19 protein-coding genes are annotated in these 25,718 nt (G+C 58.2%); 9 read left to right on the top strand and 10 right to left on the bottom strand.

From position 1 onward, the window contains the following. The first annotated feature begins 232 nt into the window (after window positions 1–232). Window positions 233–1,446, top strand: a protein-coding gene (locus G5332_RS05350; RefSeq protein ID WP_421259272.1) for an IS3 family transposase whose coding sequence is annotated in 2 segments (ribosomal slippage) — window positions 233–581 and window positions 581–1,446 — 1,215 coding nt in all. Because the reading frame shifts where the segments join, the coding sequence is not laid out codon by codon here. Between the two features lie 104 nt (window positions 1,447–1,550). On the opposite strand, the gene G5332_RS05345 is transcribed toward G5332_RS05350, so the two are convergent. The 4 genes from G5332_RS05345 to G5332_RS05330 form a co-directional block, all read right to left on the bottom strand. Beyond that, entirely contained in the window at window positions 1,551–3,446 is a 1,896-nt protein-coding gene (locus tag G5332_RS05345) for a DEAD/DEAH box helicase (protein WP_199258754.1), read from the bottom strand. Between the two features lie 180 nt (window positions 3,447–3,626). Next, window positions 3,627–4,088, bottom strand: coding sequence for a hotdog fold thioesterase (locus tag G5332_RS05340; protein WP_064336666.1), 462 nt, complete (start codon window positions 4,086–4,088; stop codon window positions 3,627–3,629). Between the two features lie 167 nt (window positions 4,089–4,255). Beyond that, entirely contained in the window at window positions 4,256–4,744 is a 489-nt protein-coding gene (locus G5332_RS05335) for a hypothetical protein (protein WP_368208376.1), read from the bottom strand. After that, window positions 4,744–7,815: an FAD-binding and (Fe-S)-binding domain-containing protein gene (locus tag G5332_RS05330; RefSeq protein WP_421231784.1), complete on the bottom strand. Its 3,072-nt coding sequence runs from the start codon at window positions 7,813–7,815 to the stop codon at window positions 4,744–4,746. Before G5332_RS05330 ends, G5332_RS05335 begins: the two co-directional genes overlap by 1 nt. A 167-nt stretch (window positions 7,816–7,982) precedes the next feature. Between G5332_RS05330 and G5332_RS05325 the strand changes: the two genes are divergently transcribed. From G5332_RS05325 to G5332_RS05310, 4 genes are all read left to right on the top strand, one after another. After that, window positions 7,983–8,909 (top strand): cation diffusion facilitator family transporter, encoded by a 927-nt coding sequence (locus G5332_RS05325; RefSeq protein WP_005361338.1) that lies wholly within the window; start codon window positions 7,983–7,985, stop codon window positions 8,907–8,909. A gap of 299 nt (window positions 8,910–9,208) precedes the next feature. Then, a complete protein-coding gene (locus G5332_RS05320; protein ID WP_421255213.1) occupies window positions 9,209–10,744 on the top strand; it encodes a TerC family protein in 1,536 nt (511 codons plus the stop codon). 207 nt (window positions 10,745–10,951) lie between these two features. Continuing rightward, a complete protein-coding gene (locus tag G5332_RS05315) occupies window positions 10,952–12,073 on the top strand; it encodes an alkene reductase (RefSeq protein WP_421209150.1) in 1,122 nt (373 codons plus the stop codon). A 147-nt stretch (window positions 12,074–12,220) separates the two neighbouring features. Continuing rightward, window positions 12,221–13,207, top strand: coding sequence for a zinc-binding dehydrogenase (locus G5332_RS05310; protein WP_421209149.1), 987 nt, complete (start codon window positions 12,221–12,223; stop codon window positions 13,205–13,207). Between the two features lie 111 nt (window positions 13,208–13,318). Here G5332_RS05310 and G5332_RS05305 read toward each other — a convergent pair whose 3' ends face one another. Then, window positions 13,319–14,383, bottom strand: a complete 1,065-nt coding sequence (locus G5332_RS05305) for an adenosine deaminase (protein WP_421255212.1) — start codon at window positions 14,381–14,383, stop codon at window positions 13,319–13,321. A 197-nt stretch (window positions 14,384–14,580) separates the two neighbouring features. On the opposite strand from G5332_RS05305, the gene G5332_RS05300 reads away from it, so the two are divergent. From G5332_RS05300 to asnB, 4 genes are all read left to right on the top strand, one after another. Beyond that, complete coding sequence (locus G5332_RS05300) at window positions 14,581–15,330, top strand: HAD-IIA family hydrolase (RefSeq protein WP_005337281.1); 750 nt, start codon at window positions 14,581–14,583, stop codon at window positions 15,328–15,330. A 54-nt stretch (window positions 15,331–15,384) separates the two neighbouring features. Further along, window positions 15,385–16,959, top strand: a complete 1,575-nt coding sequence (locus G5332_RS05295; protein WP_041209381.1) for a cation:proton antiporter family protein — start codon at window positions 15,385–15,387, stop codon at window positions 16,957–16,959. A 143-nt stretch (window positions 16,960–17,102) separates the two neighbouring features. After that, the gene (locus tag G5332_RS05290) at window positions 17,103–17,471 is read left to right on the top strand and encodes a cupin domain-containing protein (protein WP_213387010.1); all 369 of its coding nucleotides are present in this window, start codon (window positions 17,103–17,105) and stop codon (window positions 17,469–17,471) included. Between the two features lie 192 nt (window positions 17,472–17,663). Further along, window positions 17,664–19,328: an asparagine synthase B gene (gene asnB, locus G5332_RS05285; protein WP_421311166.1), complete on the top strand. Its 1,665-nt coding sequence runs from the start codon at window positions 17,664–17,666 to the stop codon at window positions 19,326–19,328. A gap of 316 nt (window positions 19,329–19,644) precedes the next feature. Here the strand turns inward: asnB and G5332_RS05280 are convergent, their stop codons facing one another. The 5 genes from G5332_RS05280 to G5332_RS05260 are packed head-to-tail and all read right to left on the bottom strand — an operon-like array spanning window position 19,645 to window position 25,715. Next, a complete protein-coding gene (locus G5332_RS05280; protein WP_227342501.1) occupies window positions 19,645–20,151 on the bottom strand; it encodes a hypothetical protein in 507 nt (168 codons plus the stop codon). A 60-nt stretch (window positions 20,152–20,211) separates the two neighbouring features. Then, window positions 20,212–21,546: a capsule biosynthesis protein gene (locus tag G5332_RS05275; RefSeq protein ID WP_216953368.1), complete on the bottom strand. Its 1,335-nt coding sequence runs from the start codon at window positions 21,544–21,546 to the stop codon at window positions 20,212–20,214. A 7-nt stretch (window positions 21,547–21,553) separates the two neighbouring features. Then, on the bottom strand, window positions 21,554–23,644 hold the full coding sequence (locus tag G5332_RS05270) for a capsular polysaccharide biosynthesis protein (RefSeq protein WP_421311165.1): 2,091 nt from the start codon (window positions 23,642–23,644) through the stop codon (window positions 21,554–21,556). Window positions 23,645–23,666: 22 nt separating this feature from the next. Beyond that, window positions 23,667–24,707, bottom strand: a complete 1,041-nt coding sequence (locus G5332_RS05265; RefSeq protein WP_421254608.1) for a galactosyltransferase-related protein — start codon at window positions 24,705–24,707, stop codon at window positions 23,667–23,669. Then, window positions 24,708–25,715 (bottom strand): DUF6270 domain-containing protein, encoded by a 1,008-nt coding sequence (locus G5332_RS05260; RefSeq protein WP_421254609.1) that lies wholly within the window; start codon window positions 25,713–25,715, stop codon window positions 24,708–24,710. Window positions 25,716–25,718: the final 3 nt, after the last annotated feature.

Raw genomic sequence — 25,718 nt, 5'->3', positions numbered from 1 at the left:
TCAGCGACGGGTACCCAGCAAACCACCCTCAGGGCGATGGTGAGGCATGCCACGTCGGCGTCATCTATCTCCTCAGCATGACAGCTTTATGGCAGCCTGAGCGCTCACCACAAGGCTCTGAGCACAGTTTTCCTGTTATCCTCGGCGCACCAGCACCTTACCGCCTCGCGAGAGGCTGTGTCCCGTCCTGAATATGGTTTACACCTTTCCCCCCCAATAAATGGAGAACCCGATGGGACAAGGTGTGAAACGGACACAGCGCGATTACTCACTGACTTTTAAACTGGCACTGGTCGAGCAGATTGAAAAAGGCGAGCTCAGTTGCCAGCAAGCACAAGCCCGATATGGCATTCAGGGCAATTCGACCATTCTGGTATGGTTACGTAAACATGGTCGGCAAGATTGGAGCCAGGGGGCTTCTGTACGTGCCGGCAGGAGCATCACCATGCCTGACCCCGACAACCAGACGCCCGAACAGCGTATCAAGGAGCTCGAGCAACAGCTGGCGCTGATGAGTCAGAAAGCCCAGTTCTTCGAGGCCGTCGTCGATGTACTGAAGAATGACTACGGCGTCTCCATCGTAAAAAAGCGACCCGGCAAGTCCTCTCGCAGCGGCAAGTCGAGAGGCTGACCATTGTCAGGGCTTGCCTGTTTCTGGGAATAAGCCGGCAGGCTTACTACAAGCGCAATCGGGTCGCCGACGAGCGCCATGCACAGGGCTTGCAGGTGGCGCGCTTTGTGCGTCAGGTTCGACTGCGACAACCGCGGGTGGGCACTCGCAAGCTGCATTATCTGCTCCAGGGTCAGGATGATGGCGGGCTCAAGGTCGGGCGGGACAGGCTGTTTCGGATATTGGCCGAGCACCGCCTGCTGGTGCTGCCTAAGCGGGCGTATCACAAGACCATCCACAGTTTTCACCGTTTCTACCGTCATCCCAACTTGCTCAAGGCGGGGCCAGGGCAGGTCACACTGGTGGCCCCGGAGCAGGTCTGGGTCGCTGATATCACCTATCTGCCAGCCAGGACGCTGTACCTGAGCCTGGTGACGGATGCCTACTCACGCAAGATAGTGGGCCATCACGTGCACGAAGGGATGCACGCGGAGTCGGTGGCGATGGCGTTCAAGAAAGCACTGAAGCAACGACGTGGCGGCGGTGAACTTATCCATCACTCGGACCGCGGCGTGCAGTATTGCTCGGGGCTGTATCAGTCATTACATGAACGGTACGGGGTGAAATGCTCGATGACGGATGGGTATGACTGTTACCAGAATGCGTTGGCGGAGCGGGTGAACGGGATTTTGAAAGGAGAGTTATTGTTGCAAAGCCCGCAGGATTTGACGCAAGCGCGGGAAATGGTGCGTGAAGCTGTGAATATTTACAACGTGGAGCGGCCGCATCATGCGTTGAAATACAGAACCCCCGATGCGGTACATAGAGGGTTTTGAGTAGAAAAATGCTAGTTGAAAATGTGTAAACCTATTTCAGGACTAGACACTGGCACAAAAAAAGGCCGCTCAATGAGCGGCCTTCTTCATAACGGGATCAGCAATCAGCTTTCGCGGCGCTTGCCACCGAATTTGCGATCTTTGTTGAAACCACCTTCGCGGCGATCCTTGTTGAACGGACGGTCACCCTGCGGACGGCGATCCTTGTTGAAAGGACGGTCGCCACGGAACGGACGATCACCGCGCGGCGGACGGCTGCTGGTGTTGCCACCGGCCGGCACCTCGGTGTAGCGAGTGATCTGCAGCGGACGCTGGCAAACACGGGCTTTCTTGATCACTTCCAGCACATCGGCGCTAATGCCCTTGGGCAGGTCAACGGTGGAGAAGTCGTCAGCGATGTCGATGTTGCCGATGAAGCGGCTCTCGATGTTCGCTTCGTTGGCGATGGCGCCCACGATCTGGCCCGGCTTGACACCGTGATGGGCACCCACGTCTACGCGGTAACGCTCCATCTCCACATCTGGGTTGTCTTTCAGCGGACGCGGCTCCAGGGACGGCATGCGACGGGCCGGACGATCGCCACGGTCACCGAAGTCACGACCGCCGCGATCGTTGAAGTCACGACGCTCGAAGCCACCACGATCGTTGCTGTTGTTGAACAGCGGATCCGGGATGGAGTCATCCAGCAGCAGCGGTTGGTCGCCCTGTACCAGCTTGGCCAGTGCAGCAGCCAGCTCCAGCGGATCGGCAGAATCTTCTTCGATCAGCTCGTTTACCAGGTTGTGGTAGATCTCGAGCTCTTCGCCCATCATGGTTTCGCGGATGCGCTCTTTGAACTTGGCCAGACGGTGCTGGTTGATGTCCTCGGTGCTCGGCATCTTCATCGGCTCGATGGCCTGACGGGTTGCGTGCTCGATGGCGCGCAGCATGCGGCGCTCGCGCGGAGCCACGAACAGGATGGCCTCGCCCTTGCGACCGGCACGACCGGTACGACCGATACGGTGAACGTAAGATTCGGTGTCGTACGGAATGTCGTAGTTCACTACGTGAGTGATGCGCTCAACGTCCAGACCACGGGCAACCACGTCGGTGGCGATCAGGATGTCCAGCTGGCCCTGACGCAGTTTGTCGACGGTACGCTCACGCAGTTTCTGCGGGATGTCGCCGTGCAGCGCTTCACAGGCGTGACCACGGGCGGCCAGCTTGCCAGCCAGCTCTTCAGCAGCGTTCTTGGTACGTACGAATACCAGCAGGGCTTCGTAGGATTCCACTTCCAGCAGGCGGGTCATGGCGTCCAGCTTGTGCAGACCGGTTACCTGCCAGTAACGCTGGCGAATAGTGGTAGCGGTAGCAGTCTTGGAGGCGATCTTGATCTCTTTGGGCTGCTTCAGGTGCTTCTGGGCCACGCGACGGATCTGCTCCGGCATGGTGGCAGAGAACAGAGCAACCTGACGAGAGCTCGGGCACTGCTCCATGATCCAGTCCACGTCGTCGATGAAGCCCATACGCAGCATTTCATCAGCTTCGTCCAGTACCAGAGCTTTCAGGCCGGAGAGATCCAGGTTCTTGCGACGGATCAGATCCATCACGCGGCCCGGAGTACCGACGACAACCTGGGCACCGCGACGCAGGGCGCGGGTCTGGGTTTCGTAGGAGGCACCACCGTAGATCGGCAGCACGTGGAAATCAGGCATGTGGTGGGCATAGCGTTGGCACGCTTCAGCCACCTGCAGCGCCAGTTCGCGGGTAGGCGCCAGCACCAAGATCTGGGTGTTGCGGTTACCAGCTTCCAGACGAGACAACAGAGGCAAGGCAAAAGCAGCGGTCTTCCCTGTACCGGTTTGCGCCTGCCCCAGCAGATCGTGTCCCGCCATCAGGTGGGGAATTGCTGCGGCCTGGATCGGTGACGGGCGCTCATAGCCCACGTCCTGCAGCGCTTTCAATACAGGCGCGGCCAGTCCAAGCTCACTAAAAAGGGGCAGTTGTTCGGTATCAGACATAGATTCTTCCAGATTAAGGCAGGCGGCTAACACCGCGGAATAGCAAAAAGGCGGCGATTATAGCGCCACTTTGTTCTGCTGTCTTGAAAAATGTGATAAGCCTCTCAAGACGTTGGCAATTATAGAGGGATCTGGCGAGTATGGCTTGCTTATTTTGCACTCATAGTGCGTTATTGCAGATCACTCCTCGCTGGAGTCCTTGCCCCGCTTGTGTTTGAGCACCGCCATGGTCAGTCGGCTGGTGCACAATAAACGCTCACGTTCGTCCCGAATTTCAATCTGCCACACCTGGGTTGTTGCTCCCAGATGGAGCGGCGTGCAACGCCCGGTCACCACCCCTTCCCGCTTGGCTCGCAGATGGTTGGCATTCACCTCCAGCCCCACACAGTAGCTATCTGGCCCGACAGCCATATTGGCGGCAATCGATCCCAAGGTTTCCGCCAGCACCACGGATGCGCCGCCATGCAGCATGCCCAGGGGCTGGTGAGTGCGATGATCCACCGGCATGGTCGCTTCAAGCCAATCGGTGCCAAAAGCCGTGTAGACGATATCGAGATGGGCCATCAGGGTGTTGCGAGAGGTGGCGTTGAGCCCCTCCAGACTCATGGGTTTACGCCAGATGGGCGCAATATCGTGACTCATTGCGAGCAGACTCCTTATGTAAGCGATGAATGCGTACCGATATGAGTGAAACGCCCTCCATCGGCAACATGGTTCTGTTATATGAGTTGTTGGTTATCAGGTGACGTGGTAACAACGCAGCCCCGCCCGGCGCTGCGTGTTACACAATCATGCCCTTAAGCGGGATGTCACCAGGGGTAGGTAACGCCGGGCCATTCGGACCAAGGCACTTCTCGCCCCGGCAAGCGGGGGTCTGGCCACTGCCACACCCTGGCGAGCCACTCGCGCAGCTGAATCTCCAGCTCCTCATCCGTGATGGACGCCTCGGCCACCTTCCAGAAGAAGAGCTCCACCGCTACCTCTGGCAACACCGAGGGGTAGAGATAAACCCCACCCCAAAATTGCGGCTCCCGATCCGGGCTCCAGAGGCCATAGGCAAAGGAGCGCTTGGCCAGAAACTCCGACTGCTGCCACTCCAGATCCCTTTCGTGCTGGCTCAGGCTGAAATTGGCCGAGGGCCAGAGATCGTTCGGGCGAAACAGCTGATGGAGCTGCTCGCGCTCGCGCAACATGGCGACAAACTCCACCACCGCCTGAGAGGGAGTGGCGGGTAACAGCAAGAAACGTGGATGCCGATAGGCCTTCGGCACCCGAAACCGCTTGGGGAACGTCAGCATCAGAGCAGCTCCAGCAGGGCTTGCAATGGATGTTTGAGCTTTTCCCCCTCCATCCGTTTGACCTGACTGCGGCACGAATAGCCGGTCGCCAGACAGCGCGCTTTGGGCAGGTGCGCGAGTGGCTCAGCCCAGCTCAGTCCATAGATCCCCTTGGAGTTCTCCACCTGTTTGACGTCGTGACCATAGGTGCCCGCCATACCGCAGCAACCCACAGAGACCGGCTGCAAGCTGGCCCCGAAGCGGCCAAACAGGGTGCTCCAGTCACCGTGAGTGGAGGGCTTGGCGGTCTTCTCGGTGCAGTGGGCAAAGAGATACCAGGGCTCACTCCCCTCCTCGATCTTGGTCTTGTTGGCGCTAGCAGGCAGTTGATCTGCCGGCAGCGAGAGCAGCCACTCCTGCGGCAACAACACCTGAAAATCACCGCGGGCCGACCCCAGCGCCTTGGCATACTCGTCGCGATAGCAAAGCACCATGGCCGGATCCACCCCCACCATGGGAATGCCAAGCGCCGCCACCTTGTTGAGGAACTGGGCGCTGTTGGCGGCGGTGCGGGCAAAGGCGCGCAGGAACCCCTTGATATGCTGGGGCTTGCCGTTGGGTTTAAAGGGCAGCAGATAGGGCTGGAAACCGAGCTTGCTGGCGAGTTTCACCAGGTCGCGTACCACGGGGGCATCGTAATAACTGGTGAAGGGATCCTGCACGATGAGCACAACCTGCTTACGCTGCTCGACGCTCATCCGCTCCAGTCCAGGCAGATCAAAATAGCGGGCGCGGTTGTCATGCAGGCTCTCGGCCAGGGTCGGCACCGAGAGCAGCGGCACATCCACCATGCCGATGCTCTTCTCGGTCGCCTTCTGGGCCCACTCTTTTTCGAGGAAGAAGTTGACCAGCTTCGGCGCCTTGGCAAGCAACGGAGCATAGCTTTCAACGGTGCCGACGAAGTAATCCTTCGGCGCGCGCAGGTAGCGGCCGTGATAGAGCTGCATAAAGCGGGCGCGAAAATCGGGCACATCCACCTTGATCGGGCACTGGCTGGTGCACGCCTTGCAGGCCAGACAGCCCGCCATCGCCTCCATCACCTCATGGGAGAAATCATACTCGCCGCGCTGTTTGGCCCAGCTGTTGCGCACCTTGTCCACCAGCTGTTTGAAGCGCACACCACCGGATTGCAGTGCCACCTCTTCCGCCAACGGATCGAAACCCTGCTCCGCCAACTGACGCAACCATTCACGCATCAGGCCCGCCCGCCCCTTGGGGGAGTGGCGGCGATCGCGGCTGATCTTGACCGAGGGGCACATGGGGGAGTCGGTCTCGAAGGTGAAGCAGAGACCATTGCCGTTGCAATCCATGGCGCGGGTGTAGCTGGTGCGCACCGCGAGCGGGATCTGGCGGTCATACTTGCCGCGCTTGGGGCCATCCACCGACACCAGCTCGGCGCCGCTACCGTAGGGGATACATATCTTGCCCGGGTTGATGCGGTTGGCCGGGTCGAACGCCCCCTTGACCCGCTGCAACTCTTCCCACAGCTCGCCAAAGAAGGCGGGGCTGTATTCGGAGCGAAAGCCCTTGCCGTGCTCCCCCCACATCAGGCCGCCATATTTGGCGGTGAGCGCCACCACCTGATCGGAGATGCGGCGCAGCAGCACCTCCTGCTCGGGATCGCACAAATCCAGCGCCGGACGCACATGCAGCACACCGGCATCGACGTGGCCAAACATGCCGTAGTCGAGGCCGTGGGCATCCAGCAGGGCACGAAACTCCATGATGAAATCGGCCAATGACTCTGGCGGCACGGCGGTGTCTTCAGTGAAGGCCACCGGCTTCTTGCGCCCTTCGGCGTTGCCCAGCAGCCCCACCGACTTCTTGCGCATGGTGTAGATGGTTTCGATGCTCGGCAGGTGGTCACATACCTGATAGCCGATAATCCCGGCTTCACTCTTGGCCAGCAGCTCGTCGATACGGCGGCAGAGCTCAGCCACCTTGGCCTTGTGTTCTGCCTCGTCGGTATCGGCAAACTCGACGATGTTGAGCCCCTGCAGATCCTTGCCGGGCACATCCTGAATAAGTTCTTTCACCGAATGCCAGATGATGTCGGCGCGGGCCAGCCCGAGCACCCGGGAGTCCACCGTTTCCACCGAGAGGGCCTGCGCCTGCACCATAAAGGGGGCATTGCGCAGGGCGGAGGGGAAGCTGTCGTACTTGACGTTGACCAGGGTGCGGTAGCGCGGGATTGGCGTGATATTGAGTTTGGCTTCGGTGATAAAGCCCAAGGATCCTTCAGATCCGCACAGCACCCGGCTGACATCCAGCGTGTCGGTATCGGGTTGATAGAGGTGCTTGAGATCGTAACCGGTCAGAAAGCGGTTGAGCTTGGGGAAGGTCGCCTCAATGTCGGCGCGGCGCTCCTTGCCGATGCGATAGAGGGTTCGATAGATCTCCCCTTCCCGACTCTCCAGCGCCAGCTTGTCGGCCAGTCGCTCACCGGTCAGCGGCTCGGTCGCCATGATGTCACCGTTCTCCAGCACCGCCTTGAGACCCAGCACGTGATCCGAGGTTTTACCGTAAACGAGGGACCCCTGCCCCGAGGCATCTGTGTTGATCATGCCCCCTAAGGTGGCGCGGTTGGAGGTGGAGAGATCCGGCGAGAAGAAGTAGCCATGGGGCTTGAGATAGGCGTTGAGCTGGTCTTTCACCACCCCGGCCTGGGCGCGCACCCACCCCTCTTCCAGATTAATTTCCATGATCTGGTTCATATAACGGGAGAGATCGACGATAATGCCGCCGCCCAATGACTGACCATTGGTGCCGGTACCGCCACCGCGAGGGAAAAAACTCAGAGTGTGGTACGCCGGCTCTGCGGCCAGCTTGAGCATTGCTGCTATGTCGTCCGCACTGCGCGGATAGAGAACCGCCTGAGGTACTACCTGATAGACGCTGTTATCCGTCGCCATCGCCAACCGGCTTGCATAAGACTTTTCGATATCACCACGAAATGCGCTGCGCTCTAGCAACTCAAGAAACTGCAGGGTTGCGGGTGACAAACTGTCCTGGTAATCGAGTCTCGGGATCATGAATCCTTGTTCCCATCCTTTGCTTGATGCCGGCACGCCGGCGACAACGACTGGCCAGCCGCCTGTCAATGGCAGTCAGGCCAGTCCGCTCACATGTGAGCGGGCAGTATATCAGCTAGAAAACCGCTTGCGCTTGGCAATATTCACCATTTGAAAGGAGGACTTTTATGGCTCACCACAGCCATGTTATCAGTACGCTGGTCACCACCGAAAAACAGGCGCTTACCCTGTCGCTGTTCGGTTGTATCACCTTTGCCATCTTCGGCATCGGCTACGGCCTCTTCGTCGGTTCCAACGCCATCATGCTCGATGGTATCTTCACCCTGTTCAGCATGGGCATGACAGGCCTCGGTCTTGTTACCGCCTATCTCGTTACCCGCCCTTCCGATGCGCGCTTCCAGTATGGCTACGCCCACTTCGAGCCCATCACCAACGTCATCAATGGCACCATTATTCTGCTGCTCTGCCTTGGCGCTCTCTATAGCGGCATCACCACCCTGCTGGATGGCGGACGGGAGATCGATCTCGGCCACGCCCTCATCTATGCCGCCGTCTCCACCTTCTTCTGCGCCATCATCTATCGCATCGAAGCCCAGGTCGCCGAGCAGGTAGACTCCGAGCTGGTGCGGGTCGACTCCAAAGAGTGGCTGGTGGATACCCTGCTCAGCGCCACCCTGCTTATCGGTTTCGTGGTCGCCATCGGCCTCGATGCCATCGGCTACGGCCAATACAACCGCTACATAGACCCGGTGCTGGTCTCGCTACTGGCCCTCTGTGCCACCCTCATTCCCATCAAGGTGCTCGGTCGCAACCTGCGGGAAGTGTTGAAGATCGCCCCCAAGGGGGATGTGCCACGGCAAGTCGAACAGGAGATCGAAGCGCTGCGCCAGCGCCACGGCATAGAGTGCTACAGCCATCTGGCCAAAAGCGGTCGCCGCTTCGATCTGGAATTGAACATTCTGGTGGCGCCGGGTCAGGAGTGGCCCGTCGAACGTCAGGATGCCCTGCGTCAGGAGCTCTGGTCTCGCCTTGGCGACACCCTGGGGGATGCCTGGCTGTCGGTCTGTTTCACCCGCGAAAAGCGCTGGTTGTAACGACCGCACGGGGAGCGCGGCACCGCTGCCTCCCCCTGTCGCATCACAACCCCATCACGCCTCGCTGACGCTGCTCTTGCCAAATTGGCGCCAGCCGCTATCATCAGGGCTCATTTTTCACCCGAGGTTTTATTGCCCATCATGGACAATCCCCGAAGTTGCCCTTCGTCTCTCTCTGTCAAAGCCTATCTTTTTCTGCTTAATCAGCGCCTCTGAATAACACCTTTGCCTTGCTGTTACTGCGGCCATCGCGCGCCGTGATCACTCTCTGCTCTGTCTGTTTTTATTGAGGTCATACAATGGAATTGCTGCTGGATCCCCATATCTGGATCGGTCTGTTTACCCTGATCATTCTGGAAATCGTGCTGGGGATCGACAACCTGGTCTTTATCGCCATTCTGGTGAAAAAACTGCCTCCCGCCCAGCGGGACAAGGCACGCGTCATCGGCCTGTCGCTGGCCCTGCTGATGCGACTTGGACTTCTGAGCGTCATGTCATGGCTGGTCACCCTGACCACCCCGATTTTGCACCTGTGGGATCACCCCTTCTCCGGTCGGGACCTGATCCTGATGGGGGGCGGCCTGTTCCTGCTGTTCAAGGCCACCTCCGAGCTACATGAGCGGCTGGAAGCCAAACCCCAGGATGACGGCCCGGTCGGCGCCTACGCCAGCTTCGGTGTGGTGATCGCCCAAATTCTGGTGCTCGATGCGGTCTTCTCGCTCGACTCCATCATCACTGCCGTCGGCATGGTGGAACACCTGGGCGTCATGATGGCCGCCGTGACCATCGCCATGGTGGTGATGGTGCTCGCCTCCAAGCCGCTGACCCGCTTCGTCAACGCCCACCCCACCGTGGTGGTGCTCTGTCTGAGCTTCCTGCTGATGATCGGCTTCAGCCTGGTGGCGGAAGGGTTCGGCTTCCATATTCCGAAGGGCTACCTCTACGCAGCCATCGGCTTCTCGGTGCTGATCGAGTTTTTCAACCAGCTTGCCCAGCGCAGTGCCATGCGTCACGAATCCAAGCTGCCCCTGCGTGAGCGCACCACCGCCGCCATCTTCAAGCTGATGGGGAGCAAGGCCTATCAGGATCAGCCGGATGACGATCTGGATGCACCGGCGCCTGCGCCGCTCAGCTTTGGCGAGGAGGAGCGCTATATGGTGACCGGCGTGCTGTCGCTGGCCGAGCGCTCCATTCGCACCATCATGACCCCGCGCTCCGAGATGGCCTGGATCGATATCAACGACTCCAGCGACGAGATCCGCGCCCTGCTGCAGCACGAGCCCCACAGCCTGTTCCCTATCTGTGACGGGGATCTGGACGAGGTGATCGGGGTGGTCAAGGCGCGCGACCTGCTGTTTGCCTTGAACGAAGGGCAATCCTTGAGCGAACTGGCCAAGCAGAACGACCCCATTATCGTGCCGCAGACCATCAACGTGATCCGCCTGCTGGCGGAGCTGCGCAAAGCCAAGGGGAGCCTTATTCTGGTCTCCGACGAGTTTGGCGTGATCCAGGGGCTGGTCACCACCCACGATCTGCTGGAGGCCATCGTCGGCGAGCTGCCGGACGAGGACGAAACCCCGGATATCGTGCGCGATGGTGAAGGGTGGCTGATCAACGGCAGCACCAACATCCATCATGTGGAGCAGGTGCTGGAGCATGAGGGGCTGGTGAGCGAGAGCGATGAATACGTGACCCTGGCGGGCATGCTGCTCTCCCACTTCGGCACCCTGCCCACCCCGGGCCAGCAGTTGCAACTGCAGCAACTCAACTTCGAGGTGATCGAGGTGAGCGAGCGGCGCATCGAGCGGGTGAAAGTGATGCCCACCACCGCTTGAGCCTGCCACCAGCAGAATACAGAAGAGGGCCAGACGGCCCTCTTTTTTATGCTTCAACTTTATGCCTCAACGCCTCTTTCCCGACGGTTTGCACTGATTGCTGCATCGATTGCTGCATCAAGCACAATTCTCTTGTGCAATTACCCCCCTTTTTCACAACAAGATGGCGGCATAAAGTGGCCTCACTTCCACCATGAGGAACTCAAGATGAGCCACGATCACCTGTTCTGCCCGCTGCGCCTCGGCCAGCTGCACCTTGCCAACCGCATCGTCATGCCCCCCATGACCCGCTCCCGTGCCAGTCAGCAGGGTGATGTGGCCAACGCCATGATGGCGAGCTACTACGCCCAGCGCGCCGAGGCGGGCCTGATCATCAGCGAAGGCACCCAAATCGACCCCATGGGCAAGGGCTATGCCTGGACGCCGGGGATCTACAGTGCCGAGCAGATCGCTGGCTGGAAGCTTGTGACCGATGCCGTGCACGCCAAGGGGGGCACCATCTTCGCCCAGCTCTGGCACGTGGGCCGGGTCACCCATCCGGACAACATCGGCGGCGCCCAGCCCATCTCCGCTTCAGCCCTGCCCGCAGTGGGCGTCAAGGTGTTCGTCGATAACGGCAGCGATGCGCCGGGCTTTGTCGAGACCGTCACTCCGCGCGCCATGACTCAGGCCGATATCGATGCGGTGGTGGGCCAGTTCCGTCAGGCAGCACGCAACGCCATCAGCGCCGGTTTTGACGGCATCGAGCTTCACGCCGCCAACGGCTACCTCATCAACCAGTTCCTCGACTCCGAGTCCAACGCCCGCACCGATGGCTACGGCGGCTCGCTGGAAAACCGGCTGCGCTTCCTCAAAGAGGTGACCGAGGCAGTCAGTAGCGAAATCGGCGCCGATCGGGTCGGGGTGCGTCTTGCGCCGCTCACCACCCTCAACGGCACAGTCGATGCCAATCCGCAGGAGACCTATCTGGCGGCCGCCCGTCTGCTGGGCCAGCTCAACGTGGTCTACCTGCACATTGCCGAGGCGGACTGGGACGATGCCCCCCTGATGCCGGAGAATTTCAAGCTGGGTCTGCGGGATGCCTTCCCCAACACCCTGATCTACGCCGGTAAATATGATGGTGATCGCGCACGCGCCGCCCTCGAAGCGGGCTGGGCCGACATGATTGGTTTTGGTCGCCCCTTCGTTGCCAACCCGGATCTGCCGAACCGGCTGCGCCACGGCTATCCGCTGGCCCCCCACGATCCGGCCACCCTGTTTGGCGGCGGCGAGAAGGGGTTGACCGACTACCCCGTCTATCAGGCCGATGACGCAGCTACCAGCCGCTGATTGCCGATGGCCAACCGGCCACGTAACGCAGGCCCCACAGGTTGGGGCCTGCTGTATTGTTGCGCATTAGCAACAGTGATATGACTGACCGAATCACTGTTGCAATGATCTCGTTGTTCTCTCCCCTCGCTTTCACAAGGAGTCATCATGAATCACACCCAAGCCTGGTGCTGGCATGCCCCCGGTGAACCGACCCAGCTTACCCTCGCCGATCTGCCCCTGGCACCGCTCGCCCCTGACGAGGTACTGGTAGCCAACCGGGTTATCGCTTTCAACCCGGTGGACTGGAAGCTGATCGAATATGGCCACTCCAACTGGCAGGAGGGTCAGGTGCCCGGCGTCGATGGCATGGGCACTATCGTGGCGCTCGGCGCCAACGTCAGCCATCTGCGCCTCGGTGCCCGGGTCGCCTATCACACCGACCTGCGCCACCACGGCAGCTTTGCCCGCCACACCCGGGTACCAGCCCGCGCCCTGCTGCCAGTGCCCGATGCCCTGAGTGACGAGGCGGCCGCCGCCCTGCCCTGTCCCGGCCTCACTGCGTGGCAGGCGCTGGCCAAGCTGCCGCGCCTGCACGGGGAAGCGCTGCTCATCACAGGTGCTGGCAGCAGTGTCGGCCGCTTTGCGGTGCAGCTCGCCCTCCAGCAAGGAGCGCGAGTCTTTGCCAGCGCCAGCCCACGCCACCATCACTGGCTCAAACAGATCGGCGTGCAGGGGGTGGCCGATTATCGGGATCCCGAGTGGCTCGCCACTTTGCAGGCGGCCAACGGCAACGAGCCGTTTGAGGGGATCATCGATCTGGTCTCCAGCCAACAGGCAGAGAGCTTGCTGCCCGCGCTGGGCTACTACGGCCATATGGTGACTGTGCTGGGGCGCATCCCGCACAATCCGCTACCCGCCTTTGCCCATTGCCACTCATTGCACGAGATTGCGCTCGGTGCCCAGCACGCCTTTGGCACCGACAAGCAGTGGAGCCGACTGGTGGCCGCCGGTGTCGCCATGATGGAGCAGATGACGAGCGGCAAGCTGACCCTGCCGCCGCTGGTGGTGGGCAATTTCGAGGCACTGCCCACCCTGCTCGAGCGCTTCAAGCGTGAAGGACAGGGTGAGAAGTTTCTGGTGCGAGTGGCATAACGCTGACCTGCCCCGATAACCACACCGACCATTGAAACGAAAGAGGCACGCCAGTGATGGCGGGCCTCTCTTTATATAGTGCATGTCATCTCGACTTCATTGGCGCCTGACTCAATGCAGGATCACCCCGTGAGTCTCGGCATAACTGCGGATCTCCCGGGTCAGCCGCGCCTTGTCGGCCAAGCTTAGCCAGCTCGCCTCAACGGCATTGAGCGACAAGCGGCAGAGCTGACTCATGGTCGCGCCAAGGCCATCGGCCAGCGCCACAAAGTTGGCATTCATATAGCCGCCAAAGTAGGCGGGGTCGTCCGAGTTGATGGTGACGCAGAGCCCCTGCTCCAGCAGCCGCAACACATTGTGCTGGGCCATATTGCCGAACACCTTGAGCCGGGTGTTGGAGAGGGGGCATACGGTGAGCGGCAGCCGGGTATCCGCCAGATAGCGCAGCAGCTCGGGATCGTCTGCCGAACGCACTCCGTGATCGATGCGGCATACCTGCAGCTCGTTGATCGCCTGCCAGATGTAGTCGGCAGGGCCCTCTTCACCTGCGTGGGCCACCACCGGCAGCCCCAGCTCGCGGCATTTGGCAAAAATACGGGCAAATTTGCTGGGCGGATTGCCCTTCTCCCCCGAGTCGAGGCCGATGCCATGAATGCGTGACAGGAAGGGCATAGCCTCTTCCAACGTCGCAAAGGCATCCTCTTCGCTGAGGTGGCGCAAAAAGCTCATGATAAGGCGCCAGCTGATGCCAAACTCCTGCTCTCCGATCTGCAGCGCCCGCTCGATGCCGCCCAGCACAGTAGCAAAAGGGACACCGCGGGCGGTGTGGGTCTGCGGGTCAAAGAAGATCTCCACATGCACCACCTTGTCGGCAGCACAACGTTCAAGATAGGCCCAGGTGAGGTCGAAAAAATCCTGCTCGGTCACCAGCACGCTGGCGCCGCGATAGTAGAGGTCGAGAAAGGATTGCAGGCAGTCAAAGTCATAGGCGGCGCGCACGCTGGCCACATCGGGCCAGGGCAGTGGCACATTATTGCGGCGGCCCAGCTCAAACATCAGCTCGGGTTCGAGGCTGCCCTCGATATGCAGGTGCAGCTCCAGTTTCGGCAGTCCGGCGATAAATTGCGCGGCGGTGAGGTGTTCGGGGGTGACTGGCTTGGGAATCGGGGTGTCCATGGCAACGGCTCCATCAGCAAAGTGATCCGGCGTCAGCCCCTCCACCAGACTGACCCGACGGCAGCTTTATTGTGCACCGAAGTGGCGAGACAGGGGAGACTTGTCATCAAACAGACTTATAATGGCGTCACAAAAATCATAAATGATTGAACATCTTAACGATTGGCGGCTCGCCTGCGCCCTGACAAGGAGTTTTCATGAAGAAGAACGTCATCTGCGATATCGACGGTGTCATCCTGCACAACAACGATCTCATCCCCGGTGCCGACCGTTTCGTCCATCGCCTGCTGGAGCAGGGCAGCAAGCTCTTGTTCCTCACCAACTACCCGGCCCAGACCCAGAAAGATCTGCAAAACCGCTTCCGCTCCGCCGGGATCGAAGTGCCGGAGGAGTGCTTCTATACCTCCGCCATGGGCACCGCCGACTTCCTCAAGCGTCAGGATGGCAAGAAGGCCTATGTGATCGGTGAAGGGGCGCTGACCCACGAGCTCTACAAGGCCGGTTTCACCATCACCGACATAGACCCCGACTTCGTGGTGGTGGGGGAGACCCGCAACTACAACTGGACCATGATGCAACAGGGGGCCAAGTTCGTCGATCAGGGGGCCCGCTTTATCGCCACCAACCCCGATACCCACGGCCCCATGATGCACCCGGCCTGCGGCGCCCTGTGCGCCCCCATCGAGCGGATGACCGGCAAGAAGCCGTTTTATGTCGGCAAGCCAAGCGCCTGGATCATCCGTGCGGCGCTCAACCGGATGGAGGCCCACTCAGACGACACCATCATCATCGGCGACAACCTGCGCACCGACATTCTGGCGGGCTTTCAGGCCGGTCTCGAGACGGTGCTGGTGCTCTCCGGGGTGAGCAAGGTAGCGGATATCGACCGTATGCCGTTTCGCCCGAACCATATTTTCGACTCCGTGGTCGACATCGATATCGTCTAATCACCACCCAAGCGTTAAACAGGGCGGGTCTCTCCTGCCCTTGCAGGATCTGTTATGGAACCCATTCTGATCGCCGTGGCCTTTGGCTGCGGCATGCTGGTCAATCTGATTGGCCTGCCCCCTCTGCTCGGCTTTCTGGCCGCCGGTTTTATCCTCAATGGCATGGGCTATCACAACACCCCAGCCCTCAACGAGATCGCCGATCTCGGCGTCACCCTGCTGCTGTTCACCATCGGGCTCAAGCTCAATATCAAGACCCTGATGCGGCGCGATGTGTGGGGCACCACCAGCCTGCATCTGCTGCTCTCCACCCTGCTCTTTACCGTGGTACTGCTGGTCTGCAAGGGGCTAGGACTGGTACTGGCCCTGTCGCTGGACTGGAAGCTGGCACTACTTCTGGGCTTTGCCCTCTCCTTCTCCAGCACCGTTTTTGCGGTCAAGGTGCTGGAAGATCGCAGTGACATGAATGCCCTCTACGCCCGCATCGCCATCGGCGTGCTGGTGATGCAGGATGTGTTCGCGGTGGCATTTCTGGCCTTCTCCAGCGGCAAGTGGCCCAGTATCTGGGCGCTCTGGGTGCTGGGACTGCCGCTGCTGCGCCCGCTGCTGTTCAAGCTCTTGGAGCGGGCCGGTCACGGCGAGTTGCAGGTGCTGTTCGGGGTCTTTCTGGCACTGGTGGTGGGTGCAGCCGGGTTTGAAGTGGTCGGCCTCAAGCCGGATCTGGGGGCCCTTATCATCGGCATGATGCTCGCCTCCCATCCTGCCGCAGCAGGCCTTGCCAAGGCGCTCTTCAACCTCAAAGACCTGTTTCTTATCTGCTTCTTCCTCACCATCGGACTCAACGGTCTGCCGACCCACGACACCATGTTGCTGGCGCTGGCACTGGTGCTGGCCCTGCCGCTCAAAAGCGCGCTCTACTATCTGGTCTACAGCGGCGCTCACCTGCGGGTGCGTACCGCGCTGCTCTCCACCCTGGCGCTCACCAACTTCTCGGAGTTTGGCCTGATCGTCGCGGCCATCGCCGCCAAGGCGGGCTGGCTCTCCTACGAGTGGCTGGTGGCGGTCTCGCTGGCGCTGGCGGCAAGCTTCATGATCTCCGCCCCGCTCAATGCCCAGAGCGAGCGGATCTACCACCGTATCGGTCACTGGCTCAAGGGGCTGCAGGCGAGCAACCTCCATCCGGAAGACAGGCCCATCGAGCTTGGCGATGCGGAGGTGATCATCCTCGGTATGGGACGGATCGGTCAGGGGGCCTACTTCGAGCTGGAGAACAAGTACGGCAACGTCATCCTCGGGGTGGAGAACGACAGCGAGAAGCTGCCGACCCTGCGCGCCCAGGGGATGAACGTCATCGAGGGGGATGCCACCGATACCGACTTCTGGGACAAAGTGCTGCTCTCCAATCAGGTCAATCTGGTACTGCTGGCGATGCCCCACCACTCGGGGAATCTCTACGCCATCGAGAAACTGCGCAGCCACGGCTTTGCCGGCAAGATCGCCGCCATCGTCCGCTTCGAGGATGATATCGCCTCCCTCAAGGAGCAGGGGGTGGATGCTGTGTTCAACGTCTACAACGAAGCGGGCAGCGGCTTTGCCCGCCATGTGATCCGCCGCTTGCAGCCACTTTGAGTCGTCGACCAGCAGCCCTTGGCAAGGGCTCTTGGCAAGCAGGAACGCATCGTTTAAGTTATGCATAACCTCGTTTAATAAAACGAACAAACGTGGGGCCGGGATGGCCCCGCGTTCCTATCTGCCGCAGCCAAGGAGGCACCATGAAGACCCTCAACGACTGGATTTTGCTCGACCGCCATGAGGCGGCCCCTACCCCGCTGATGCCAGCCCCCGAGCGCATTAAAGCAGGCCATCCGAGTCAGACGGTGTGGAACCACTACTCCGACCCCAGCCAGCAGTTTCACATCGGCTTCTGGGCTTGCGAGCCTGGCCGCTGGGCCATCCACTACACCGAGCACGAGTATTGCCAACTGCTGGAGGGGGATGTGGTGATCCACGACAATCTGGGCGGCCAGCTAGCCCTCAAACCCGGCGATCAATTCGTGATTCCGGCAGGCTTTGTCGGAGAGTGGGAGACCCTTACCCCCTGTCGCAAGGTCTATGTGATCTTCGAACCCGCCTCAGCTTGACGTTCACGTCACCCGGCCCCGTTGCAGCAACCCTTATCCTGTTGATCTGCTTGACGCTTACGGCATGATTTTCTGCGGTTTTCCCGCTTGCAAAAGGTTTTTCCGCTAGGCATTGTGTCTGACGAGGAATGTAAATGGAATTTCGAGCCCAAACGTGGGGGGCTCATATAAAAATCAAGAGGATTACCGCCAATGTGTTCAATTTTCGGCATTCTGGATATCAAGTCCGATGCAGTAGCCCTGCGCAAATCGGCGCTGGAGATGTCCAAGCGACTGCGTCACCGCGGGCCTGACTGGTCCGGCGTCTACAGCTCAGACAAAGCCATTCTGGTGCATGAGCGTCTGGCCATCGTCGACCCGGGCAATGGCGCCCAGCCGCTCTACAACCCCGAGCGCACCCATGTGCTGGCGGTCAATGGCGAGATCTACAACCACAAAGAGCTGGAAAAGACCCTCAAGGTCGACTTCCAGTTCCAGACCAAATCTGACTGTGAAGTGCTGCTGGCCCTCTACAAGGAGAAGGGCCCGGCGTTTCTCGACGATCTCAACGGCATCTTTGCCTTCATTCTTTATGACGCCGAACAGGATGCCTACCTGATTGGTCGCGACCACATGGGGATCATCCCCCTCTATACCGGTCGCGACGAGCACGGCAACTTCTATGTCGCATCCGAAATGAAGGCGCTGGTGCCGGTCTGCAAGAGCGTCGAAACCTTCCCGCCGGGACACTACCTGTGGAGCAAGGATGGCGGGCTCAAACAGTGGTACAAGCGCGACTGGATGGAGTACGCCGCAGTCGAGCATAACGTCAGCGACAAAGCGGAGCTGAAAGCCGCGCTGGAAGCGGCGGTCAAACGCCAGCTGATGTGCGACGTGCCCTATGGCGTGCTGCTCTCCGGCGGGCTTGATTCGTCCGTTATCTCCGCCATTACCAAGCTCTATGCGGCGCGCCGCATCGAGGACGATGGCAAGAGCGAAGCCTGGTGGCCGCAACTGCACTCCTTCGCCGTCGGTCTGGAAGGGTCTCCGGATCTCGCCGCCGCCCGCAAGGTGGCCGACCATCTGGGCACCATCCACCACCAGATCCACTTCACCGTGCAGGAGGGTCTGGATGCCCTGCGCGACGTCATCTATCACCTCGAGACCTATGACGTCACCACCATCCGCGCCTCCACGCCGATGTATCTGATGGCACGCTACATCAAGGCGATGGGGATCAAGATGGTGCTCTCCGGCGAAGGCTCCGACGAGCTGTTCGGCGGCTACCTCTACTTCCACAAGGCGCCCAACGCCCGCGAATTTCACGAAGAGAACGTGCGCAAGCTTGCCTCTTTGCACCTCTATGACTGCCTGCGCGCCAACAAGTCGATGGCAGCCTGGGGTGTGGAGGGTCGCGTGCCCTTCCTCGACAAGGAGTTCATGGATGTGGCGATGCGCCTGCAGCCCGCCGACAAAATGTGTGGCAAGGGCAAGATCGAGAAGCACATCCTGCGCGAAGCGTTTGAAGATCTGCTGCCCCACGAAGTGGCATGGCGCCAGAAGGAACAGTTCTCCGACGGCGTAGGTTATTCGTGGATCGACAGCCTGAAAGCCATGGTGGAGCAGGAAGTGACGGATCAGATGTTCGAAGCGGCCGCCTTCCGCTTCCCCATCAACACCCCGCTCACCAAGGAGGCCTACTTCTACCGCGCCATCTTCGACGAGCACTTCCCGCTGGAAGCTGCCGCCCGTACCGTGCCCTACGGCAAGTCGGTCGCCTGCTCCACCCCCACCGCGCTGGAGTGGGATGCCAAGTTCAAGGAGATGGCCGACCCGTCCGGCCGCGCCGTGATGGACGTGCACCAGCAGGGCTACTAAGCCAGAGCGGGGCGACCCCATCGGCTAACGCCAGATAGCAAAAAGCCCTTCACCATGGTGAAGGGCTTTTTATTTTTAAATGTTCCAGATGCAATCAATATTGATAAATGAATATGCCACTTAGCTCATCTTGAAATAAATCCACAATAATTGTTGCTCAGATAAAATGGGGCACCATTTTATGACTCACAAGTCAAAATCTGGCCTGAAATATATTTCACACAGCTTGCCAGATTATATCCACCACAAATGTGTATTAAAAAACGTGACAAAATGACAAAGTACAATGCGTAATGGCGATCATATTTCGCTAATATTACAGCGTCCATCGCAATGAGAAGGTGGTGACCGCGACATGGTCTCCCCCAGGTACCCAATCAACCTTGGGTGCATAACCGACTTCCAATGCAACTGACTTGTAACCCAGTATCACTATCGGCAAAGCGGCAAAACCATCAATACCCGAACCGTTGAGATAACCAGCCTGCGCCCCTACCCCAGCAAAAACATGTTCGGTGAGATACCACTCTTTCCGATAAGAGAAACCCGCATAACCAGCTGTATTTTCTAGAGAATCCCGATAAAGCCCGCCGCGCAGCGCAAGTTTTCCCGTGTCGTTGTCACCCAAGAACACCCACGCCAATCCCAATCCCGGGTTAAAACCATTAAAGTCACAGGTTTTGCTTTTTTTTCCTGTTCCCTGCGAACAATCACTGTGTATTGATGCCCCGTGAATAATGAGTGAAAGATCATGTTCAGCTGCCATGGAAAAAGTCGGCAGCCCCAAGAGTCCAATGGATAACAAGCAACCGTGAATGTTCATGTTAACCTTCCTGGTTTTATTTACCTCTCACTAACACACTAAATCAAAAATAGGCAGACATCAAACGAGTAACATCAGAGCGGTTGAACCGATAGATGTAAACGGGTCGCTAATACCATCGAGAGTGGCCAGCCAGGGTAATGTAAGGCACATGGTATTATTCACCCTCATACGGCGTTCCGGCGATACAAGCTCATCACGCATATTCGGCGCTGAAAGCTTCATTTTTTCCATGACCGCCAGCGCACTCATTTTCAGATGACGGTAAAAACTGGCATTGAGCTGGGTCAGATGGAGCAAGGAGTGGCGCACCCGTTTGAATGTCTCGGCACATACAGGGCTCTGCGAGTGCCAGAAGGAGGCCAGCGAACCTTTGGTGGTCAGACCGTCAATATCATAGAGTGCCCGCCCCATGCAGAAGGTGGGTACATCATGGAGCAAAGCAGAGAGACCGACCGTGCTGTTGATGGTGATCACCCCTTTGAGCAAGGGATACAGGGTTGGCAGCGGCAGTTCATAACCGTAAAAGACCCTCCCCTCCAGGCCAAGCACCGCGATGAGCCTGTTTATCTGGGCACGATAACTGACATAGCCCCGATCCATGGGGTGGTGCTTGAACAGCAACACATCTTCGGGTTTGGCATGCTCCGCAAAGGAGTTGATCACCTGCGCAACCATCTCCTCTACCCCGCTCAGGTCAGAGTGCTCCCGGATCTGAAAATCCTCGGTCACTTGCAGTGGCACAAAGAAGATCCGCCCGGCGTGCTGCGGCAACGCCTTGAGCAGGGCGCGATCCTGGCGCAAGTTGCCGTATTTCACCATGGCGCCACAGACCCACCCCATCGCCTCCTGCACCAGACTCCAGGGACGGTGATTCACAAAGTGGGGATAACGCCAACGGAACAGCGACTTGTTGATGTGGTAGCGACTGGCATACCAGGCGCGCACCGCAAAGGTCTTGCCCACCTTGAGCGAGCTGTCATAAGGCACAGGCCAATCCAGTTGGGCAAGTTGATCGCGCCGCTCATACCAGGGGCTGAAGGCATTGACCCCACCCTGCTCCAGCGTGACGAAATCGGGTCTGAGATAGCCCTCCTCCATCGCCCAGAATGGCACTCGCTTCAACTTGCAGATACGGCCAGCCTCCAGATGGTAATAACGGCAGTCCCCGTAACAGATCACCGTATCGATACCCTGCTGCTTGAGCACCCGGCGGAAAAAGGCGTTCCAGCTTTCCGGTTTCCCGCGAAAACGCAGATTTTTTCCGGCACAGGGCCAGCACTCATCCCCGCCATTGAAATGGATCTTCACCACCTGATGTCCCGCCTCGGTCAACTGGCGACTCAGGGTCTGAAAGAAAGGGCCAAGCGGGCCTTGCAGTAACAAAATCTTCATTGACGACTTATCTCAAAAACGGGGAGAGAGAGGGGCGCTGCATGAGCGTCTGGAACAAGTAACCGAGCTTGAGCTGCCAGCGTTGCCAGCGGCTCACTTTTTGGGCCGATGAGTGTCCCTGCTTCGCCAGTTGGTGGATCAACTGCTCCGGACTTATCCAGAGCCCGGTCTGCCAATCGAGATAGAGCGGATAGGCAACCAGCGTCAGATAGACCAGCGCCGCCAGCGGCAGACTACGTTGACGACGAGCAGGCGGATTGGCATCCGTGGTCAACCCCCAGCCACTGTAGAAGGGTTGGCCCCAGGTCGTCACCTTGACCCCCTGCACCAGCGCCTCGAAGCCACTGAGCGAGGTCATGGTATGCAGCTCATCCACATGGGGATAGAGGCTGGTGAGCCCAATATCCAGCACCTGGCTATCGACACACTCCGCCAGACAGGCCGCAGAAATCGCCCCACCACGATTGCCCGCCACCACATCAGGGTGTGGCTTGTAGAGAATATGAGCATCGGGTTTGGCCGCTCGCACCGCCCACAGCAACTGCTCATTGCTGCGAATATGGGGGCTCCCGGTCAGAATGGAGGCATCGCCATCTACCTGACCCACCACCAGCACCAGCTCACGACCATCATCGGGCCTGGTGTAGTGCTGCGGCTCGCCCACATTGTATTTGCTGACCCTGTGTTCCCGTAGCAAGGCGAGCAGCGCATCCCCGCGCTTGACCTCCGCCTCTGTCAACTCCTGATAGTTGAGCAACTGTTCCAGCCCGCTGGGAGTGCGACTGTCGAAATAGATCCCGACCGGGTCCAGTGACAAGGAGGAGGGACGACAGAGATTGGAGCCCAGCCCCCTCGAGCGAATAAAACCATCCTCGACCCGGATTGCAGAGGCGAGATCAGGGTGGCGGCTACCCCACACCAATATCTGCTCGTCACCGGTCAACCGCTTGGGTGGCTTGCGCACAAAGCGCAACTCATCGGCCAAATGCTGGCAAAACGCCTGCATAAATGCCCGCTTCCACAGCGAGAAACCGACCAGATAAAGCCTGCGCCAGCGCGGCGCGGGGCGGCGCTGATTGGCAATAATGGCGATCACCTCCTCTACCTCGCAACGCTGGCCCAGCACAGGGTCGAGATAGCGGGGATAGCGGATCAAGGCTGCCGCGACCAGCTGGGCGAGCGACACTTTTACGTTGCGCCTTTCACACTGCTTGCTGTCATGGGTCAGCCCCCAACCCGCATAAAACGGCATACCGAAGCAATAGACCGGCTTGCCAAGCAACAGGCCCTCAAAACCAAGCTGGGATGACACCGTATAGACAGCATCCACCACATTGAGCAGTGCATGGGGATGGCAGTGATCGGCCACAATCTCCACATCATCCAGGTTCAGACGGGCCAACACCCCGCGCTTCTTGCCAAGGCGAGTATCGGGATGGGTGCGCAGCAGCAGGCGCGCATCGGGATGATTGCGGCGCGCCGCCTCCACCATCGCCACAAAATCAGCTTCACTGGCCAGCGCCCCCGGAATGGAGAGATCCCCCGCCACCTGATCGACCAGTAGGACCCTGGGTTTGGCGCTCTGCTGCAGACGTGTGGCAAGCCCTGATGGCAAGCCGCCATAGTCCCCGACAGCAGAGAGGGCGGTCACGCTGCCGCTGGCAATCGACTGATCGGGGGCAGTGGCATAACAGTTGTATTTGGTGACCCCGAGGCGTACCAGCTCATCGATCAGTCGCTCGGCCCGTGCCAACATCTGTGGCTCGCACGGGGTGGCAATCAATTGTTCAAGCTGGCTGGGCTGGCGGGCATCGTAATAGATCCCCACCGGATCGGCGATCAGCGAGACCGCCTTGCCCCCCCTGGCGGGGTGGCCGATATAACCGATAAAGCCATCTTCAAGCTGCCAATAGGGCAAACTCAGGGTCTTGGCCTGCTCCTTGATCTGGTGGGTATTAGCCTTCTGGCCCCAGCCGACCAGCACATCCCCCGGCTGTACGGCATCAGGGGAAGCAAAGCGCGCCAAGGGTTGTCCCAGACAGGCGCTGATTTGAGTGCTGCGGGCCAGTATGCCGCTGGATTGTGTCCATAGAGTCATGCAAATTGCTCAGATAAAAAGTTCAGCGAGATGTGGGCTTAAACATATCTCTGAAAAAGGCCCGAGGGTTGAGGTAGAGCTTGCGCAGCTTGCGCCACAGTGGCCGCTTGCGCTGCACCCCCTCTTGCCAGCGCAACAGCCCCGGATATTCGCTCACCGGATAGCCCGCCTCCTCCTGCAAACGGATCATCCACTCGCGAAAATCCGGCAGCTCCCCGCCAAGGTCGTTACAGGGCACCACGGGCCCTTTCAACGGGCCTCGCTCTGCTTCACTGCGAGCCAGCATCTGCTCAAGCAACTGATCATTGTTAGCCCGCCGCTTGTGGTAAGGGTGAGTCAGTGGGCGCGGATGCCACTGGTGAACCAGAAACCGGCCGGCAAACAGATGGGGCAGCGCATAATAACTGAAATAGCGGCGAAACCCCTGATAATCTCCCGGATGCTGTGCCTTGATATTGAGGGCATAGTCATCAGGTCGTGGCCCGATGGGGTAATGACGGGTGAGCCTGTCAATCAGTTCGAGATCTTCGCCGCCATGGCCGACAAACTGCTCGTCAAAGCCCCCCAGCTGCAAAAACCACTCGCGATTCATCAGCAAGCAACTGCTGGCCAGGGCGATTCCCTCCACCCGGTGATTTTCTCCCCGCAAAAAAGACTCCAGGCAGCCCTGAAAATCCCCATCAAAGCGCTCAGTCTCTTCCTTGGTTAGATAGAGACAGGGGTACATTTCAAATGCTATAGGGGCTGTAGTCCTATCACTTTCTTTTACATTGAAATGTGCCAGTAATTGAGAGTTAACTATTAAGTCCGCATCTAGAAAGAAAATTTTTTCACTATTGCTCTTGTTAACAGCAATGTTTCTGGCGCTAGCATTAGTAATATCGTTTGTCGCTATACAATGAAAGCTGATATTCTTGTATCTTTGCGAACCTGCTTCATTTGCGACAATACAGATATTCTCCCCATCAACGCTTTCCAAGCAAGAGGTCAGTCTGTCATCGCAATCCTTTTTACTACCTCGGTGCGAGGAATAGAAGTAAGGAATTATGAAATCAATCGACATTTATTCCTCAACATTGAGCCTCAATGATGCTCTATTATCATACGAATCTCTTAGGAAATAGATGACTTCAATCGTGTCAACCCCTTTGGTGAATTCGTCAGGGACGTTTATCTGAAAACTGTGGGTGTTACTATAATGTTTGATATCCCATCGGTTGTTATTAATTAAAAAATAACATGCTGATACAATAGAGTCAGGAAGATTCCCATCATAAGACACGTCAATATTATTTCCATTAAACCTTACTGAAATAAAATCACTAGATAGTGCATTAGATAAAATATCGGCGCGCTCTTTTTTGTAAAGGAAGTTTATTATTTTTTTATAGTAGTCATCTATATAATGGAATGGGCTGACGCCCCACTGATGATCGTTCTTAGCTATTAGTTCACATTGGGAAAATCTTATGAAAGCTGAGTCGGGAAGATCTTTTCTTATAATTTCGTATAGTTTAGCTAATACTTCATTTGAGCGTTTAATAAGAGTGTTTGGATAATTTGGAATTGTATTACACCCAGATGCCATGTATTCAGACCAATAGGATTCACTTATTATTATTTTGTTTTGTAATCCATTCCCCTTCATGAGTTCATAAAATGAACTCCAGGCCATTTCCCAATACCTGAGCCACTCAATACTGCCAGATTGAATGAGTTTGCCACCATTTAGTTCATGCTTTGAGGACATAAATTCATTTGACAGAGTAAGGAGACCCCCTTCAGGGGATCTCCAGATATTAAATCGCTCATCAATGAAATCCATAAGCAGATAATCGAAGTCTAACGCAGTGATATCTCGTCTAAACGTCTTGTTGATGTCATAATCAACTATTCTTCGTTGAAATTGAGACTTAATAACACTTGTGTCAACAGGGGTGTCTTTGGGTTCATTTCCAAATGCACTGGCCATTGAACTTCTTGCAAAATAGGCAAGAAGTTCAATTTTATCTTCTTCATCAAAGCCAATGGAGTCTCTACTTACACAGCTACCAAAAATGGCTAGTCTCATAAT

Origin of the sequence: Aeromonas sp. 603757 (assembly GCF_049171255.1) — a bacterium.
GTDB lineage: Bacteria > Pseudomonadota > Gammaproteobacteria > Enterobacterales > Aeromonadaceae > Aeromonas > Aeromonas veronii_A.
The sequence above is the reverse complement of the archived record's forward strand: the minus strand, read 5'-3'. Positions and strand labels throughout refer to the sequence as shown.

Bases quoted from the DNA above. Each gene is read 5' to 3' on its own strand.
- G5332_RS05330 (WP_421231784.1), bottom strand. From the start codon at position 7,815: ATGATCCCGAGACTCGATTACCAGGACAGTTTGTCACCCGCAACCCTG.
- G5332_RS05295 (WP_041209381.1), top strand. From the start codon at position 15,385: ATGGAACCCATTCTGATCGCCGTGGCCTTTGGCTGCGGCATGCTGGTC.
- G5332_RS05320 (WP_421255213.1), top strand. From the start codon at position 9,209: ATGGAATTGCTGCTGGATCCCCATATCTGGATCGGTCTGTTTACCCTG.
- G5332_RS05335 (WP_368208376.1), bottom strand. From the start codon at position 4,744: ATGCTGACGTTCCCCAAGCGGTTTCGGGTGCCGAAGGCCTATCGGCAT.
- G5332_RS05300 (WP_005337281.1), top strand. From the start codon at position 14,581: ATGAAGAAGAACGTCATCTGCGATATCGACGGTGTCATCCTGCACAAC.
- G5332_RS05305 (WP_421255212.1), bottom strand. From the start codon at position 14,383: ATGGACACCCCGATTCCCAAGCCAGTCACCCCCGAACACCTCACCGCC.
- G5332_RS05325 (WP_005361338.1), top strand. From the start codon at position 7,983: ATGGCTCACCACAGCCATGTTATCAGTACGCTGGTCACCACCGAAAAA.
- G5332_RS05260 (WP_421254609.1), bottom strand. From the start codon at position 25,715: ATGAGACTAGCCATTTTTGGTAGCTGTGTAAGTAGAGACTCCATTGGC.
- G5332_RS05280 (WP_227342501.1), bottom strand. From the start codon at position 20,151: ATGAACATTCACGGTTGCTTGTTATCCATTGGACTCTTGGGGCTGCCG.
- G5332_RS05265 (WP_421254608.1), bottom strand. From the start codon at position 24,707: ATGTCGATTGATTTCATAATTCCTTACTTCTATTCCTCGCACCGAGGT.
- G5332_RS05310 (WP_421209149.1), top strand. From the start codon at position 12,221: ATGAATCACACCCAAGCCTGGTGCTGGCATGCCCCCGGTGAACCGACC.
- G5332_RS05275 (WP_216953368.1), bottom strand. From the start codon at position 21,546: ATGAAGATTTTGTTACTGCAAGGCCCGCTTGGCCCTTTCTTTCAGACC.
- G5332_RS05345 (WP_199258754.1), bottom strand. From the start codon at position 3,446: ATGTCTGATACCGAACAACTGCCCCTTTTTAGTGAGCTTGGACTGGCC.
- asnB (WP_421311166.1), top strand. From the start codon at position 17,664: ATGTGTTCAATTTTCGGCATTCTGGATATCAAGTCCGATGCAGTAGCC.
- G5332_RS05290 (WP_213387010.1), top strand. From the start codon at position 17,103: ATGAAGACCCTCAACGACTGGATTTTGCTCGACCGCCATGAGGCGGCC.
- G5332_RS05270 (WP_421311165.1), bottom strand. From the start codon at position 23,644: ATGACTCTATGGACACAATCCAGCGGCATACTGGCCCGCAGCACTCAA.
- G5332_RS05315 (WP_421209150.1), top strand. From the start codon at position 10,952: ATGAGCCACGATCACCTGTTCTGCCCGCTGCGCCTCGGCCAGCTGCAC.
- G5332_RS05340 (WP_064336666.1), bottom strand. From the start codon at position 4,088: ATGAGTCACGATATTGCGCCCATCTGGCGTAAACCCATGAGTCTGGAG.